The organism is Pseudomonas mangrovi (assembly GCF_003052585.1).
GTDB lineage: Bacteria > Pseudomonadota > Gammaproteobacteria > Pseudomonadales > Pseudomonadaceae > Aquipseudomonas > Aquipseudomonas mangrovi.
On sequence record NZ_QASN01000020.1, the window covers coordinates 243598 to 258286 of the forward strand.

Sequence of the window (14689 nt, forward strand, 5' to 3'; positions counted from 1 at the left end):
GCAGTCAGTTGGCCAGATACAGGGTCAGGGTCTGGCCTGGCTTGAGGCTGCTCGGGCCTGTGCGCGGGTTCCAGCGTTGCAGGTGTGCCAGATCGACCTTGAAGCGCTTGGCGATCAGGTACAGCGAGTCGCCCCGACGCACCTGGTAATAGGTAATGTTCTGGCGGGCGGCGTTCTGCCGGCTGGCCACGTTGCCGGGCAGGCTAGTCGCAGGGCTGCCGCTCTCGATGCGCAGCACCTGGCCAAGCTTCAGCGCGTTACCTTGCAGGCTGTTCCAGCGCTTGAGATCCGTTACCGAGACGCCGTTGTCGCGCGCGATCTGCCAGAGGTTGTCGCCACTTTTCACCTTGTACTGCCGACTTGCGGGCGCCGGGCTGCTGTTGCTGGCAACCCGCTCCAGACTGCTGCTGCCGGGTATGGCGGGAATGCTGAGGACCTGGCCGATGCGCAGGTGGTTGCCCTTGAGCTCGTTGATCTCCTTGAGGGTGTTGACCGTGAGCTGGTGGCGATAGGCGATGGCGTGCAGGCTGTCCCCGGGCCGTACGGTGTATTGCTGCCAGTCGACCAGTTCCTTGTCGCCGAGCAGACTCAGGTTGGCGGCGAGTAGCTCGGCCTTGGCGGTCGGCACCAGCAGGTGATCCGGGCCGTCCATGGTGATGCGCTGCTTGTAGGCCGGATTCAGTGCCTGCAGTTCGTCCAATTCCAGTTCGGCCAGCTTGGCTACCCGATTCAGGTCCAGGCGCTGCTTGATCTGCACCTGTTCGAAGTAGGGTTCGTTGGCGATGGGTGCTAGGTTCAGCCCGTAGGCTTCCGGCGTACGTACCACCTGGGACAGGGCCAGCAGCTTGGGCACGTAGTCCTGGGTTTCCTTGGGCAGCGGCAGGTTCCAGTAGTCGGTGGGCAGTCCGAGCTTCTGATTGCGCTCGATTGCCCGGCTGACCGTGCCTTCGCCGGCGTTGTAGGCCGCCAGTGCCAGCAGCCAGTCACCGTTGAACATCTCGTGCAGACGGCCCAGGTAGGTCAGGGCTGCGTCGGTGGAGGCGGTGATGTCGCGACGGCCGTCGTACCAGTTGGTCTGGCGCAGATTGAAATGCCGACCGGTGGAGGGAATGAATTGCCAGAGCCCGGCGGCGTGGGCATGCGAGTAGGCGAGCGGGTTGTAGGCGCTCTCGATTGCCGGCAACAGGGCCAGCTCGAGCGGCATGCCGCGCTCCTCGAGACGTTCGACGACATAGTGCAGATAAAGGCTGCCGCGCTCGCCGAGGACCTGCATATGCCGCGGATTGCTGGCGAACCACAGCCGCTGACGCTCGATGCGCGGATTGCTGGCAATCTGCTCCTGCAGCTGGAAGCCGATACGCATGCGCTCCCAGACGTCGGTCGGCAGGCTGCTGACGGGCTCTTCCAGCCACTCGCGCCGATCATCCAGGGCCAGCGCCCGATCGGTGTCCAGCCCCGGATCTTCCGGCGCGCCGACCTGCAGGTTCTGGCAACCCGCCAGGGTGAGAAGGGCGGGTAGGATCAGGGCGCGTGCGCACCGTGCCAATACTACGAGTCGAGGTGTTCCGTTAGTCGGCGACCACATTGGCTTGGGGTGAGTTCCGGGCGTTGGGGACCGGCGATTCTAGGAACGCACCCCTGGAGGGTCAAGCTTTGAGCGCCAAGGATGTGACGTGACCGAATGGTCAGAATCCATCCTTCCAGCGACGCAGGCGGGTGAAGACTTCCTCCGCGCCCAGTGTCTGCGGGTCTTCCGGCTGGCGAACACTGGCGATCACTTCAGGCTGCGTGCAGCGCAAAAAAGGATTGGTGGCAAGCTCCAGCGCAAGGTTGCTCGGCAGGCTGCAGCCTCCCTGCTCGCGCAGTGACTGTACCTGGCTCAGGCGATTGCCGACCAGACGGTTGCCGGGCTCGACGGTAGCGGCGAAGCGCAGGTTGGCCAGGGTGTATTCGTGGGTGCAGTAGATCCGCGTCAGTTCCGGTAGCGCCGCGAGGTGTTGCAGGGAGGCATGCATCTGCGCCGCGCTGCCTTCGAACAGGCGCCCACAGCCGGCGGCGAACAGCGTGTCACCGCAGAACAGCAGCGGTGTCCGGGCATGGTAGTAGGCGATGTGGTCAAGAGTATGTCCCGGCACTTCGAGCACCCGCAGCTGCATGCCGAGCACGTCCAGCGTGTCGCCCTCCTGCAGCGTCTGATCAACGAGGTGGGCAATCTTGTCGCCAGCAGGGCCATGGACGCGTGCGCCGAATGCCTGCTTCAGCGACTCGACGCCATTTACGTGGTCATAGTGGTGATGGGTGATCAGGATGTCGCTGAGCTGCCACTGCGGATGCTCGGCCAGCCACTGGCGAACCGGGGCGGCATCGCCGGGGTCTACGACCGCGCAGCGTTGGCTGCCGGGGTCCTGCAGCAGCCATATATAGTTGTCGGTGAACGCGGGCAGGGCGTCGATCTTGATCACGGCTGGACTCGTCATGGCGCAGGCTTTGGCGCAATCTTAGAGCCTGCTGCCGATCTGGCAAGCCGACCTCATGCGCAACGGGCAGCAGCAGGGTGGGGAGGCTGGGCGATCAGCCAGCCTCTGCCGGCGGATCTTCAATGCGGCAGTGCCGGCACCGGTGGATCCTCAACGGATTTGCCGGAAATCGCCGATAGCGAACAGGGTGGAGCACTCGATGAGCGACGCAAGCGACAAGATCGACCTGGCGCAGAATCATGCCGAGCGAGTGCGTGACTGGCTCGAATCACCACTGGGCAATCTGTTGCTCGCTGAGGAACACCGTCTGCTCGAGGAGGAGCTGGCCCGATACTTCGGCGGTTTTCTGGTGCACTACGGCATGCAGCGTGCTTCCGCCGCGCAGGCCACGCAGATTCAGCGCAACGTGCGCCTTGGTCCCGACGGCTGTGCTGCCGATGTCATCTGCGATGAAGAGTCCTGGCCGCTGTGCGAGCATGCGGCCGATGTGGTGGTGCTGCAGCATGCGCTGGACTTCTCGCTCTCGCCCCATGCGCTGCTGCGCGAAGCGGCGCATTCGGTGCGGCCGGGAGGGCACCTGCTAATAGTCGGGATCAATCCGTTCAGCACCTGGGGGCTGCGCAGCGTGCTGGCGCAGGATGTGCTCGGTGAAGCACGCTGCATCTCCGCCAGTCGCCTGGTGGACTGGCTGAACCTGCTGGGCTTCGCTCTGGAGAAACGCCGCGTCGGGTGCTATCGTCCGCCGCTCGCTTCGCCGGCCTGGCAGTCTCGCCTGGCCTGGCTCGAGCGTTTCGGCAGCAGCTGGCAGGCGCCAGCGGCCGGATTCTACATTCTCGTGGCGCGCAAGCTGGTGGTCGGCCTGAGGCCGTTACGCCCCAGCCGCCGCGAGCCCAGGGGCAAGCTGGTGCCGATGCCCGTAGCCAAGGTCAGCAGGCACCAATCGGAAAAGTGATTCAAGCGTCGATGAGCGATTACGTCGAGATCTATACCGACGGGGCCTGCAAGGGCAATCCCGGTCCGGGAGGCTGGGGCGCCCTGCTGGTGTGCAAGGGTGTCGAGCGCGAACTCTGGGGTGGCGAGCCGGCCACCACCAACAACCGCATGGAACTGATGGCCGCCATTCGTGCGCTGGGCGAGCTCAAGCGTGCCTGCCAGGTGCGTCTGGTCACCGACTCCGAATACGTCATGCGCGGCATCCAGGAGTGGATGCCCGGCTGGAAGAAGCGCGGCTGGAAAACCTCCGCCCGCCAGCCGGTGAAGAATGCCGATCTCTGGCAACTGCTCGACGAGCAGGTCGGTCGTCACCAGGTGACCTGGGAATGGGTGCGCGGACATACCGGCCACCATGGCAATGAACGGGCCGACCAGTTGGCCAACCGCGGCGTGGACGAGGTGAGAAGAGCATGATTCGCAGTGTCGTACTGGATACCGAAACCACCGGCATGCCGGTCGGCGATGGGCACCGCATCATCGAGATCGGTTGTGTCGAGCTGCTCGGCCGCAAGCCGACCGGTCGCCACTACCATGTCTACCTGCAGCCGGATCGCGAAGTCGACGAGGGCGCGGTGGCGGTGCACGGCATTACCGATGACTTCCTCCTCGACAAGCCGCGCTTTCGTGATATCGCCGACGAGTTCTTCGAGTTCATCGAGGGCGCGCAGCTGATCATCCACAACGCCGCGTTCGACATCGGCTTCATCAGTAACGAGTTCGCTCTGCTCGGGCAGCGCGAGCGTGCCGATGTCAGCGACTACTGCAGCATTCTCGATACCCTGCTGATGGCGCGCGAGCGTCACCCGGGGCAGCGCAACAGCCTGGATGCGCTGTGCAAGCGCTATGGCGTCGACAACTCCGGCCGTGATCTGCACGGCGCCTTGCTCGATGCCGAGATTCTCGCCGACGTCTACCTGACCATGACCGGTGGCCAGACCAGCCTGTCGCTGGCCGGTAACGCCTCCGACGGACAGGAAGGTGGCGGTACCGCTGCCAGCGAGATTCGCCGCCTGCCGGCCGAGCGTCCGCGAACGCCAGTGCTGCAGGCCAGTGCCGCGGAGCTCGAGGCGCATCAGGCGCGGCTGGCGGCGATCGCCAAGGCGGCCGGTGCGCTCGCGCTCTGGGCTCGTCTCGAGGGTGAAGCCGCCGAAGCCTGAGGCGTGGCTGGGAGTCACGGCGGTGCTGGAGTAGTCTCAGGCAGAGTATCTCTGCCCAGGGGCCAGGCCCATGCATGCCGACCTGCAATTCCCGATTCTCATCGTTCATCGCGACATCAAGGCCGACACGGCGACCGGCGAGCGTATTCGTGCGATTGCCGCAGAGCTTGAACGCAGCGGTTTCGCCGTGCTGTTCGCGGTGCATGCGCAGGAGGCGCGCCTGGTGGCGGCGACCCACCACGGGCTGGCTTGCATTCTGGTCGCGGCCGAAGGCGCAGGGGACAGCCAGCAGCGTTTGCGCGAGGTGCTTGAGCTGATTCGCATCGCCCGGGCGCGGGCCCCGCAACTGCCGATCTTTGCCGTGGGCGAGCAACTGACCATCGAGAACGCGCCGGCCGAAGCCTTCCCCGACCTCAATCAGCTGCGCGGCATCCTCTATCTGTTCGAAGACACCGTGCCTTTCCTCGCGCGTCAGGTGGCTCGTGCCGTGCGGGTCTATCTGGACGGACTGCTGCCACCGTTTTTCAAGGCACTGGTACAGCACACGGCGCAGTCGCACTACTCCTGGCATACCCCCGGTCACGGCGGTGGCGTGGCCTATCGCAAGAGCCCGGTCGGCCAAGCGTTCCACCAGTTCTTTGGCGAGAACACGTTGCGCTCGGACCTGTCGGTTTCAGTGCCGGAACTGGGCTCGCTGCTCGATCACAGCGGTCCGCTGGGCGAAGCCGAAGCGCGGGCAGCGCGCAATTTCGGCGCCGACTTCACCTTCTTCGTCATCAACGGCACTTCCACCGCGAACAAGATCGTCTGGCACGCCATGGTCTGCCGTGATGATCTGGTACTGGTCGATCGCAACTGCCACAAGTCGATCCTCCACGCGATCATCATGACCGGCGCGATCCCGCTGTACCTGACGCCGACCCGCAACGAGCTGGGCATCATCGGCCCGATTCCGCCCAGCGAATTCACGGCCGAGTCGATCGCCCGCAAGGTCGCCGCTTGCCCGCTGGCCGCAGGACGGGAGGCCCGGGTGCGCCTGGCGGTGGTGACCAACTGCACCTACGACGGGCTCTGCTACAACGCCGAGATGATTCGCAGCGGGCTGGGTGATGCGGTTGAGGTGCTGCATTTCGACGAAGCCTGGTTCGCCTACGCCGCCTTTCATGAGTTCTACGCCGGTCGTTACGGCATGGGCACCTATGGTGACGAGCAGGGCCCGCTGGTGTTCAGCACCCACTCCACGCACAAGCTGCTTGCTGCCTTCAGCCAGGCGTCGATGATCCACGTGCAGGATGGCGGCAAGCGCCGCTTCGACGCCGACCGCTTCAACGAGGCCTTCATGATGCACATCTCGACCTCGCCGCAGTACAGCATCCTGGCTTCGCTGGACGTGGCCTCGGCGATGATGGAAGGGCCGGCCGGGCGGTCGTTGATCCAGGAGACATTCGACGAGGCGCTGAGCTTTCGCCGAGCGCTGGCGAGCCTGGGCCGCAACCTGGCCGAAGACGACTGGTGGTTCGCCATCTGGCAGCCGCCGACGGTGGACGACGCGGGACCGCTGCCGCAGGACTGGTCGCTGCGCCCTGACGAGGACTGGCACGGCTTCGGCGACCTGGCCGAGGATTACGTGCTGCTCGATCCGATCAAGGTGACCCTGGTGATGCCCGGCCTCACCGCAGGCGGGCGGCTGGACGAGCGCGGCATCCCTGCGGCGGTGGTCAGCAAGTTCCTCTGGGAGCGTGGACTGGTGGTGGAGAAGACCGGTCTGTATTCGTTCCTGGTGCTGTTCTCGATGGGTATCACCAAGGGCAAGTGGAGCGCGCTGCTGACCGAGCTGCTCGAATTCAAACGCCAGTACGACGCCAATCTGCCACTGGTCGAAGCGCTGCCCAGCATTGCCCGCGTGGCGGCGCGCTATCAGGGCATGGGCCTGCGCGATCTGTGCGATGCGCTGCATCATTGCTACCGCGAGAACGCCACCGCCAAGGCACTGCGGCGCATGTACAGCCAGTTGCCGGAGCTGGTGATGAAGCCAGCCGATGCCTACGACCAACTGGTGCGCGGCAATGTCGAGGCGGTGCCCATCGATCGTCTGCAGGGGCGTATCGCCGCCGTCATGCTGGTGCCGTATCCGCCAGGCATACCCCTGATCATGCCGGGCGAGCGGTTCAGTGCAGGCGCCCAGGCGATCATCGATTACCTTCTGTTCGCGCGGAACTTCAACCGCGAATTTCCTGGCTTCGATGCCGATGTGCATGGTCTGCAGCCCGACGAGAAGGATCCGCTGGCACCCTATACCGTCGACTGCATTGTTGAGCCCTGACCGGGCGGCCAGGATTTTTCCGCCGCCATGCGTGGCGGCTTGTCTGTAGCGCGTTTGAAAGCCGCGCTCAGGTATTCAGGCGTGCCGCGCGTCACAGAGGCCAGCATCGACTTTTGCGCCTCGCTTGTTATAGTTGCGCGGCTAATTATCAATAAGATGCACGGACATCCGCAGATGCTCCGTTGCCGTTTCGAGGTTCCCCTGCCCGTGTCCGACTACAAAGCCTTTCGTGTCGAGTTGGCAGATAAGATCGCCCATGTTGCGATCAATCGCCCGGACAAGATCAACGCCATGAATGCTGACTTCTGGCCGGAGATCATCGAGATCTTCAACTGGATCGAAGCGACCGACGAAGTCCGCGCCGTGGTGATTTCCGGTGTCGGCAAGCACTTTTCTTCCGGCATCGATCTGATGATGCTGGCCCAGGCCGGCAACCAGCAGGGTCGCGACGTCGGCCGCAATGCCGAAAAGCTGCGGCGGATGATCCTGACCCTGCAAGCGTCCTTCAACGCCGTCGACAATTGCCGCAAGCCGGTCCTGGCGGCGGTGCATGGCTACTGCCTGGGCGGTGCGATCGATCTGATCTCGGCCTGCGACATGCGCTACGCGGCAGCTGACGCACAGTTCTCGATCAAGGAAATCGACATGGGCATGGCCGCCGATGTCGGCACCCTGCAGCGTCTGCCGCGGATCATCGGCGATGGCCAGATGCGCGAGATGGCCTACACCGGGCGCATGGTCGGCGCCGAGGAAGCGCGCGAGATGGGCTTGGTGAACCGGGTCTATGCCGATCATGCGGCGTTGCTCGAAGGGGTCATGCAACTGGCCCGCGAGATCGCCGCCAAGTCCCCGGTGGCGGTGCGCGGCACCAAGGAAATGATTCGCTACATGCGTGACCATCGTGTCGATGACGGCCTCGAATACATCGCTACCTGGAACGCCGCCATGCTGCAGTCGGAGGATCTGCGGATCGCCATGGCTGCGCACATGAGCAAGCAGAAGCCCGAATTCGCCGACTGACGTCACCTGTAATACCGCGCGGGAGGCGCAACCCTATGGCCACTGGAGCTACATCGCTCAATCTGGTTCGTGACGAGCTGTTCGCGACCATGGAAGAGGCCGAGCTGAGCCTGGAGCATTTCATTGCCGATCGGCACAACGGCAGTCTGCTGCAGCAGGCGGTCGAAAGCCTGAAGCAGGTGCGTGGCACCCTCAGTCTGATCGAGCTGGCCGGTGCCGAGTTGCTGGCGCAGGAAGTCCTCGACCAGGCTACCGACATTCCTGCCGGCGCAGGCGAGGAGCGCGACGTTCAGCTCGCGGCGCTGAGCAACGCGCTGCACGTGTTGCGTCAGTACCTCGAAGGCATGGATTCACATCGCCAGGAAATCCCCGAGTTGCTGTTGCCGGCGATCAACGCGCTGCGCGGCGCCGGTGGCCAGCCGGCGTTGCCGGAGAGCTTCTTCTTCAGTGTCCGCCTCGATCAGGCCAGGCCGCGGACGCCGCCCAGTCCGCTGGATTCCGCAGAGCAGGCGCATGAAGGCCGGCGCATGCGGCACATGTACCAGCTCGGCCTGCTGGGCTTCATCCGCGACCAGTCGCAGGCCGGTCTGAAACTGATGGCGCGCGCCTTGGCACGACTCGACAGCCTGTTTTCCAACGAGCCGCGGGCGCGCCTGTGCTGGGTCGGTGCCGCGGCCCTGGAAGCGCAGATCGATGGTCAGCTGCTGCCGCGCAAGTCGCGCAAGCAGCTGTTTTCGCGGATGGATCGCGAGCTCAAGCAGATGCTTGCCAACAGTCAGTACGAAGCACCGCGCAGCCTGCTCAAGGAGCTGCTCTATCTGGTCGCCCTGGCCGACAGCCAGGGTCCGCTGGCCAGCCAGTTGCGCGAGGTGTTCGGCCTCACGCCGCTGCCGTTCACCGACCATATGCTCGAGGAGGGCTATCAGCGCCTCACCGGCCCGGGCCAGACAGTCATGCGCTCGCTTTCCTCGGCGATCCGCGAGGAGCTGGCCAGCGTCAAGGACATGCTCGACCTGATGGAGCGCGGCAACCTGCCGAACGAAAGCCTGGTCGCCCTGCACAGCCTGCTGGGCAAGCTGAGCAAGACTCTGAGCATGGTTGGCCTGACTTCCGCGGCGAATTCGCTGGCAGCCCAGCTGCCAGCGGTCAGCGCCTGGGCCGAAGGCGCGACGCCAGAGCCGGGTACGCTCAATGCACTGGCCGAAGCGGTTCTCTACGTCGAGAGCATGGTGGCGAGCCTCGAGCGCGGCGAGCGTCGCGATCAGCGCAACGGTCGTGCCGATGAAGCCCAGCAGAGTCGTTCCTTCGCCGAGCATCAGCTCAACGAGGCGCGAATCGTCGTGGTGGACGAAGCGCAGGCAGGACTGTCGATGGCCAAGCGGGCGATCACCTCCTACCTGGAATCCAATGGCGACAAGCTGCACCTGGCCAACGTGCCCTACAGTCTGCAGGCGGTGCGTGGCGGTCTGGCGTTCCTTGAGCAACCGCGTGCGGCGATGCTGGTCAACGCCTGCGGCCAGTACATCGAGCGGCATATGCTCGAGACTACCCAGATGCCGTCGGAGCAGATGCTGGAGACCCTCGCCGATGCCCTCAGCAGCCTGGAGTACTACCTCGAGGCCGGTGCGGTGCTGCGTCCCGAGACCCAGCCCAGCGTGCTCGATCTGGCCGAGGAGAGCGTTCGCGTCCTCGGCATGGAGGCCAGCGCCTGATGCAGCGCTGGGTCTCCGGCCATCCGCAGGAGTCTGGCGGCTGGGCGCTGGCTCATTATCGTCAGAGCTTCCTTGCCGACGCCAACGGACTGCTGTTTCCGCGTGAATGGCTGAGGCGCCAGGAGCTGCCGCTGCTGGCGGAGCAGCCGCTGGGCTGGTTCGAGGGGCAACCGGTGCATCTGTTCGAGCTGGATCGACCGGTCGAGATGCCCGGCTGTTCCTGGCAGGGCCTTCGCCAGTTCCTCATGGGCGCCGAACAGGACACCTTTCGCATGCTCGGCTATGCGACGCAGATCGGCACCTGGCTACGCCAGCATCGTTTCTGCGGCAGCTGCGGTGGACGCATGCAGGCAACTGCCGGCGAGCGGATGATGCATTGCCCCAACTGCGATCTGCAGCACTATCCGCGTCTGTCGCCGAGCATGATCGTGCTGATCACCCGCGGCGATGAAATTCTTCTGGCGCGCTCCGAGCGTTTTCCGCCGGGGATGTACAGCACCCTGGCCGGCTTCGTCGAGCCAGGCGAGTCGGTCGAGCAGTGCGTGCATCGCGAGGTGCAGGAAGAGGTCGGCCTGCAGGTGCGTGATCTGCAGTACGTCGGCAGCCAGGGCTGGCCGTTCCCGCATTCGCTGATGCTCGGTTTCCATGCCCGCTATGAATCCGGCGACATAGTTCCCGAGCCCGGCGAGATCGAGGATGCGCGCTGGTTCTCCCCGGACCAGCTGCCGATGCTGCCACCGCCGCGCTCGATCTCGCGCTATCTCATCGACCTTTATCTGGCGCGCCGCTCAGGCTTGCCCGATCCAGTGCTGCCAGACTAGCCGCAGCGTCAGCGCCATCACCATCAGAATGAACAGCGGGCGGATGAAGCGCGCGCCGCCGCCGATGGCTGCGCGCGCGCCCAGGTAGGCGCCGGTCATCAGTGCCAGCCCCATGCTGATGCCCAGCAGCCAGGCGACCTGGCCGTGCAGGGCGAAGACCGTTAACGCCGCGGCGTTGCTGACGAAGTTCATGCTGCGTGCCACGCCACTGGCGCGCAGCAGATCGAGCGGGTAGAGCAGCAGGCTGCTGACCGTCCAGAAAGCGCCGGTGCCCGGCCCGGCCACGCCATCGTAGAAGCCCAGGCCCAGGCCTTGCGGCCATTGCCGCCGGGCGGCTGGTCGGCAGTCTGCATCGGCAACGGCAGTCGGGGTACGTGCCAGCAGCATGTACAGCCCGCAGCAGAACACGATCACCGGCAATGCCTGGTTCAACCAGCTGGCCGGCAGGTGATGGGCGAACAGGGCGCCCAGCGTTGCTCCAATGCCGGTCGCAACAAGCCCGTGGCGCCACGCGCCGGGGGAGAACAGCCGACGCCGGAAGAAGGTGAAACTGGCGGTGGCAGAGCCGAAGGTGGCGCACAGCTTGTTGGTGCCCAGCACCAGGTGCGGCGGCAGTCCGGCGGTGAGTAACGCCGGAATGGTCAGCAGTCCGCCGCCGCCGGCGATGGCATCGATGAAGCCGGCGAGGAAGGCTACACCGGCAAGCAGCGCCAGCGTGGTCGGATCGAGGAAGAGTTCCGCAGAAAAAGGCATCAAAAGATCGACTTGTGTGACGATTGTGAAGGCGTCGGCTGGTGGGCGTTCGGGTGGCTGAGCATAATGCCGGCTTGTTCTGACAGAAGGAATCGCGTGTATGCAGTACGACGGATTGGCCTGGGCAATTGCCCTGATCGCTGCATTGGTGCTGTGGATCGCCTTGCGCATCCTGCTCAACAGCAGCTGGTTCTTCGGCTGGCTGCGCGGCACCTTCGGCCTGGCTTTCCTCGGCCTGGCCGCCCTGGTCGGCGTGATCGCCTGGGACCTCACCAGTTACAGCGCCCTGCCGGTGGACAAGCCGCTGGTAACCCTGAGCTTCAAGTCCGAAGGCGGCCAGCGCTACCGGGTCAATCTGCTCGAAGGTGCCCACGAGCGCTCGGTCACCCTCGAGGGCGATCTGTGGCAACTGGATGCGCGGCTGTTCGGACTGCGCGGCCTGGCCGAGCTGATCGGGCTGACCTCCGGCTATCGACTGGAGAAACTGTCCGGGCGTTTCCTCGCCATCGAACAGCAGGCACTGGCACAACGGCCGAAGGCCGAGCTTGCGCAAAGTCCCTACGGCATCGACCTCTGGCGCTGGTTGCGCCTGGGGCAGCGGGATCTGTATCTGTTCGATCCGCAGGCGCTACGTGTGCCTTATCTGCCGATTGCCGACGGCGCGGTCTACAGCGTGCGCCTGACACCCACCGGCCTGCTCGCCGAACCGCTCAACGAGCCTGCGCGGCAGGCGCTCAAGGACTGGCAGTGAGGGCCTGGGTTCGAGTGGGGCCCTGTTGGGCCTTGCGGCCCAACCTACCGTAGATGAGTTCCGAGTAGCGCGAGGCCCAACGGGCAGGGCGTGTCGGACGACTGCCATCCTGCGCGAATCGCGCCGTGGATGACGGCAGGCAAGAGCGAAACCCAATACCGGTCCCTGTCAGCCAGTGCTATGCAGCAAGTATGAAAAAGGGGAGCCGAAGCTCCCCTTTTTCATGACCTGCCGGCAGATCCTCAGATGAGGAAGCCGCCATCCACGTTCAGTGAAACACCGGTGGTGTAGCTGGACGCTTCGCTGGCGAAGTACAGCACGGCACCACCCATCTCGCTCGGGTCGGCCACGCGCTTGAGCGGGATGTGCTGCAGCGCGGCTTCGCGGATGCTGTCGTTCTTCACCAGGGCCGAGGCGAACTTGGTGTCGGTCAGGCCCGGCAGCAGGGCGTTGACGCGGATGCCGAAGGGCGCGCATTCCTGGGCGAAGGCCTTGGTCATGTTGATCACGGCGGCCTTGGTCACCGAGTAGATGCCCTGGAAGTTGCCCGGGGAGATGCCGTTGATCGAGGCGACGTTGATGATGCTGCCGCCGCCGTTCTCGCGCATCAGCTTGCCGGCTTCGACCGACATGAAGAAGTAGCCGCGGATGTTCACGTCGACGGTCTTCTGGAAGGCCGACAGGTCGGTATCCAGGATGTGAGCGAACTGCGGGTTGGTGGCGGCGTTGTTGACCAGGATGTCGAGGCGGCCGAACTGCTCGCGGATCTGCGCGAAGACGCTCTGGATCTGTTCCATCTCGCCGATGTGGCAGGCGATGGCGGTGGCCTTGCCGCCTTCGGCAGTGATGGCGTCGGCGACTGCCTGGCAGCCATCGATCTTGCGGCTGGAGACGATCACGTGGGCGCCCTGCTGGGCGAGCAGCTTGGCGATGGCCTCGCCGATGCCGCGGCTGGCGCCGGAAACGAAGGCGATCTTGCCGTCGAGGTCGAACAGGTTGGTCTTGGACATGCAGTATTCCCCTTGTTGGATGCGCCGGATTACAGCGTCGATTTGTTGATGACCTGCAGGCTGGTCTGCTCCAGCAGGGCGTTCATCTGGACGAACTTGGCGAAGCGCTGATCCTTGGTCTGGCCATGGAAGTAGCGGTAGTAGATCTGCTGGATGATCCCGGCCAGGCGGAACAGGCCATAGGTGTAGTAGAAGTCGATGCTCTTGATCTCGATGCCGGCGCGCTCGGCGTAGTAGTCGACGAACTGCTGACGGGTGAGCATGCCCGGTGCATTGCTCGGCTGCTTGCGGGTCAGCTGCATCGGTTGCGGGTCGTCGGCCTGGATCCAGTAGGCGAGGGTGTTGCCCAGGTCCATCAGCGGATCGCCGATGGTGGTCATCTCCCAGTCGAGCACACCGATGATCTCCATCGGGTTGTTCGGGCTGAGGATGACATTGTCGAAGCGGTAGTCGTTGTGCACGATGCCCGGCTTGTGGTGGTCGGCCGGCATCTTGTCACGCAGCCAGGCCTTGACCTCGGTCCAGACCGGGGCGTCGGGGGTGGCGGCGCGCTCGTAACGGTCGATCCAGCCACCGATCTGGCGCTGCACGTAGCCCTCGGGCTTGCCCAGGTCACCCAGGCCGCAGGCCTGGTAGTCGACGTTGTGCAGGTCGACGAACTTGTCGATGAAGCTCTTGCACAGCGCGGTGGTCTGCTCTGGCGTGAAATTCAGCTCGGCCGGAATGTCCTCGCGCAGGATGATGCCGCGCACCCGCTCCATGACGTAGAACTCGGCGCCGATCACCGACTCGTCGGTGCAGTAGGCGTAGGCCTTCGGGCAGTAGGGGAAGCCGGCGTTGAGCTGGTTGAGGATGCGGTACTCGCGGCCCATGTCGTGTGCCGACTTGGCCTTGTGGCCGAACGGCGGGCGACGCAGAACGAATTCCTGGTTCGGGTATTCGATCAGGTAGGTCAGGTTCGAGGCCCCGCCGGGGAACTGGCTGATCTTCGGGCTGCCGGTGAGGCCGGGGATGTGCGCCTTCAGATAGGCATCGATGACGCCGGCATCGAGTTCTTCGCCTTCGCGGCTGCGGATGGTCTGATCGCTGAGGGTCATGCTTATCCCTTTTGTTTATGACAGAGGGCCGAGACTATTGGTTAATCTAATGCGCCACGGGCGCTGCTCACAAGCATCAGAGGCCGTTATTGGTGCGGCTGTTGCACGCCAATCACGCCGCCTGATTCGACCAGATGGCAGCAAGTTCGGCGCAAAAAAAACCGGAGTCCATGGACTCCGGTTCGGCGCTGCATAAGCAGTCTAGACGGGATCAAGCAGGGAACAGCTCGCTCAGCTTCATCGCCAGCATCATGTCGCCTTCGGCGCGCAGCTTGCCGCCCATGAAGGCCTGCATGCCGTCGGTTTCGCCGGTCATGATGCCGACCAGGGTTTCGCGATCCATGATCAGGGTGACGTTGGCGGCATCGGAGTCGCCCTTCTGCACGTCCAGGGTGCCGTCCTTGACGACCATGAAATAGTTCTCGTCGTCGGTGATGTTGAACTGGAAGACCAGGTCCAGGCCAGCGGCGGCACCGGCGTTGAACTTGGACTGCATGCGGCTGACGATATCGGCTACGGAGGTCATGGTGTTTTTCCTGTGTTGGGAGGTTGTCGCACGGCTCGCGCCGTCAGGG

The 14689-nt window shown here is 64.4% G+C and carries 14 protein-coding genes; 8 read left to right on the forward strand and 6 right to left on the reverse strand.

The features are described from left to right. Positions 1 to 4 precede the first annotated feature (4 nt). Both DBO85_RS13865 and gloB read right to left on the reverse strand, forming a co-directional pair. Complete coding sequence (locus DBO85_RS13865) at positions 5 to 1585, reverse strand: lytic transglycosylase (RefSeq protein WP_108107863.1); 1581 nt, start codon at positions 1583 to 1585, stop codon at positions 5 to 7. A 100-nt stretch (positions 1586 to 1685) separates the two neighbouring features. Next, positions 1686 to 2462 carry a hydroxyacylglutathione hydrolase gene (gene gloB, locus DBO85_RS13870; RefSeq protein WP_108107864.1) on the reverse strand — a complete coding sequence of 259 codons (777 nt, stop codon included), beginning with the start codon at positions 2460 to 2462 and terminating at the stop codon, positions 1686 to 1688. Positions 2463 to 2676: 214 nt separating this feature from the next. On the opposite strand from gloB, the gene DBO85_RS13875 reads away from it, so the two are divergent. The 7 genes from DBO85_RS13875 to nudC all read left to right on the forward strand — a co-directional run bounded on the left by DBO85_RS13875 (position 2677) and on the right by nudC (position 10503). Next, positions 2677 to 3429 carry a class I SAM-dependent methyltransferase gene (locus DBO85_RS13875; RefSeq protein ID WP_108107865.1) on the forward strand — a complete coding sequence of 251 codons (753 nt, stop codon included), beginning with the start codon at positions 2677 to 2679 and terminating at the stop codon, positions 3427 to 3429. Positions 3430 to 3440: 11 nt separating this feature from the next. Beyond that, a complete protein-coding gene (gene rnhA, locus DBO85_RS13880) occupies positions 3441 to 3884 on the forward strand; it encodes a ribonuclease HI (protein WP_108107866.1) in 444 nt (147 codons plus the stop codon). After that, positions 3884 to 4627 (forward strand): DNA polymerase III subunit epsilon, encoded by a 744-nt coding sequence (gene dnaQ, locus DBO85_RS13885; protein WP_108108342.1) that lies wholly within the window; start codon positions 3884 to 3886, stop codon positions 4625 to 4627. Before rnhA ends, dnaQ begins: the two co-directional genes overlap by 1 nt. Positions 4628 to 4697: 70 nt before the next feature. Then, complete coding sequence (locus tag DBO85_RS13890; protein ID WP_108107867.1) at positions 4698 to 6950, forward strand: Orn/Lys/Arg family decarboxylase; 2253 nt, start codon at positions 4698 to 4700, stop codon at positions 6948 to 6950. Positions 6951 to 7157: 207 nt separating this feature from the next. Continuing rightward, positions 7158 to 7970, forward strand: coding sequence for a crotonase/enoyl-CoA hydratase family protein (locus DBO85_RS13895; RefSeq protein WP_108108344.1), 813 nt, complete (start codon positions 7158 to 7160; stop codon positions 7968 to 7970). 35 nt (positions 7971 to 8005) lie between these two features. Then, positions 8006 to 9682: a ferrous iron transporter B gene (locus tag DBO85_RS13900; RefSeq protein WP_108107868.1), complete on the forward strand. Its 1677-nt coding sequence runs from the start codon at positions 8006 to 8008 to the stop codon at positions 9680 to 9682. After that, a complete protein-coding gene (nudC, locus tag DBO85_RS13905; RefSeq protein WP_108107869.1) occupies positions 9682 to 10503 on the forward strand; it encodes an NAD(+) diphosphatase in 822 nt (273 codons plus the stop codon). The genes DBO85_RS13900 and nudC overlap by 1 nt, the downstream gene beginning before the upstream one ends. Here the strand turns inward: nudC and DBO85_RS13910 are convergent. After that, the gene (locus tag DBO85_RS13910) at positions 10471 to 11256 is read right to left on the reverse strand and encodes a TSUP family transporter (RefSeq protein WP_108107870.1); all 786 of its coding nucleotides are present in this window, start codon (positions 11254 to 11256) and stop codon (positions 10471 to 10473) included. The genes nudC and DBO85_RS13910 overlap by 33 nt on opposite strands. A 100-nt stretch (positions 11257 to 11356) precedes the next feature. Between DBO85_RS13910 and DBO85_RS13915 the strand changes: the two genes are divergently transcribed. Continuing rightward, positions 11357 to 12007 carry a hypothetical protein gene (locus DBO85_RS13915; protein WP_108107871.1) on the forward strand — a complete coding sequence of 217 codons (651 nt, stop codon included), beginning with the start codon at positions 11357 to 11359 and terminating at the stop codon, positions 12005 to 12007. A 242-nt stretch (positions 12008 to 12249) separates the two neighbouring features. Here DBO85_RS13915 and DBO85_RS13920 read toward each other — a convergent pair whose 3' ends face one another. The 3 genes from DBO85_RS13920 to DBO85_RS13930 all read right to left on the reverse strand — a co-directional run bounded on the left by DBO85_RS13920 (position 12250) and on the right by DBO85_RS13930 (position 14640). Further along, a complete protein-coding gene (locus DBO85_RS13920; protein ID WP_108107872.1) occupies positions 12250 to 13017 on the reverse strand; it encodes an SDR family oxidoreductase in 768 nt (255 codons plus the stop codon). A 29-nt stretch (positions 13018 to 13046) separates the two neighbouring features. Next, positions 13047 to 14114 (reverse strand): phosphotransferase family protein, encoded by a 1068-nt coding sequence (locus DBO85_RS13925; RefSeq protein WP_108107873.1) that lies wholly within the window; start codon positions 14112 to 14114, stop codon positions 13047 to 13049. Between the two features lie 211 nt (positions 14115 to 14325). Then, positions 14326 to 14640, reverse strand: coding sequence for an SCP2 sterol-binding domain-containing protein (locus DBO85_RS13930; protein ID WP_108107874.1), 315 nt, complete (start codon positions 14638 to 14640; stop codon positions 14326 to 14328). Between the last annotated feature and the right edge of the window lie 49 nt (positions 14641 to 14689).

Excerpts from the sequence above, each read along its gene's own strand:
- DBO85_RS13865 (WP_108107863.1), bottom strand. The coding sequence starts at position 1,585 with ATGTGGTCGCCGACTAACGGAACACCTCGACTCGTAGTATTGGCACGG.
- DBO85_RS13875 (WP_108107865.1), top strand. The coding sequence starts at position 2,677 with ATGAGCGACGCAAGCGACAAGATCGACCTGGCGCAGAATCATGCCGAG.
- rnhA (WP_108107866.1), top strand. The coding sequence starts at position 3,441 with ATGAGCGATTACGTCGAGATCTATACCGACGGGGCCTGCAAGGGCAAT.
- DBO85_RS13890 (WP_108107867.1), top strand. The coding sequence starts at position 4,698 with ATGCATGCCGACCTGCAATTCCCGATTCTCATCGTTCATCGCGACATC.
- DBO85_RS13900 (WP_108107868.1), top strand. The coding sequence starts at position 8,006 with ATGGCCACTGGAGCTACATCGCTCAATCTGGTTCGTGACGAGCTGTTC.
- nudC (WP_108107869.1), top strand. The coding sequence starts at position 9,682 with ATGCAGCGCTGGGTCTCCGGCCATCCGCAGGAGTCTGGCGGCTGGGCG.
- DBO85_RS13910 (WP_108107870.1), bottom strand. The coding sequence starts at position 11,256 with ATGCCTTTTTCTGCGGAACTCTTCCTCGATCCGACCACGCTGGCGCTG.
- DBO85_RS13915 (WP_108107871.1), top strand. The coding sequence starts at position 11,357 with ATGCAGTACGACGGATTGGCCTGGGCAATTGCCCTGATCGCTGCATTG.
- DBO85_RS13920 (WP_108107872.1), bottom strand. The coding sequence starts at position 13,017 with ATGTCCAAGACCAACCTGTTCGACCTCGACGGCAAGATCGCCTTCGTT.
- DBO85_RS13925 (WP_108107873.1), bottom strand. The coding sequence starts at position 14,114 with ATGACCCTCAGCGATCAGACCATCCGCAGCCGCGAAGGCGAAGAACTC.
- DBO85_RS13930 (WP_108107874.1), bottom strand. The coding sequence starts at position 14,640 with ATGACCTCCGTAGCCGATATCGTCAGCCGCATGCAGTCCAAGTTCAAC.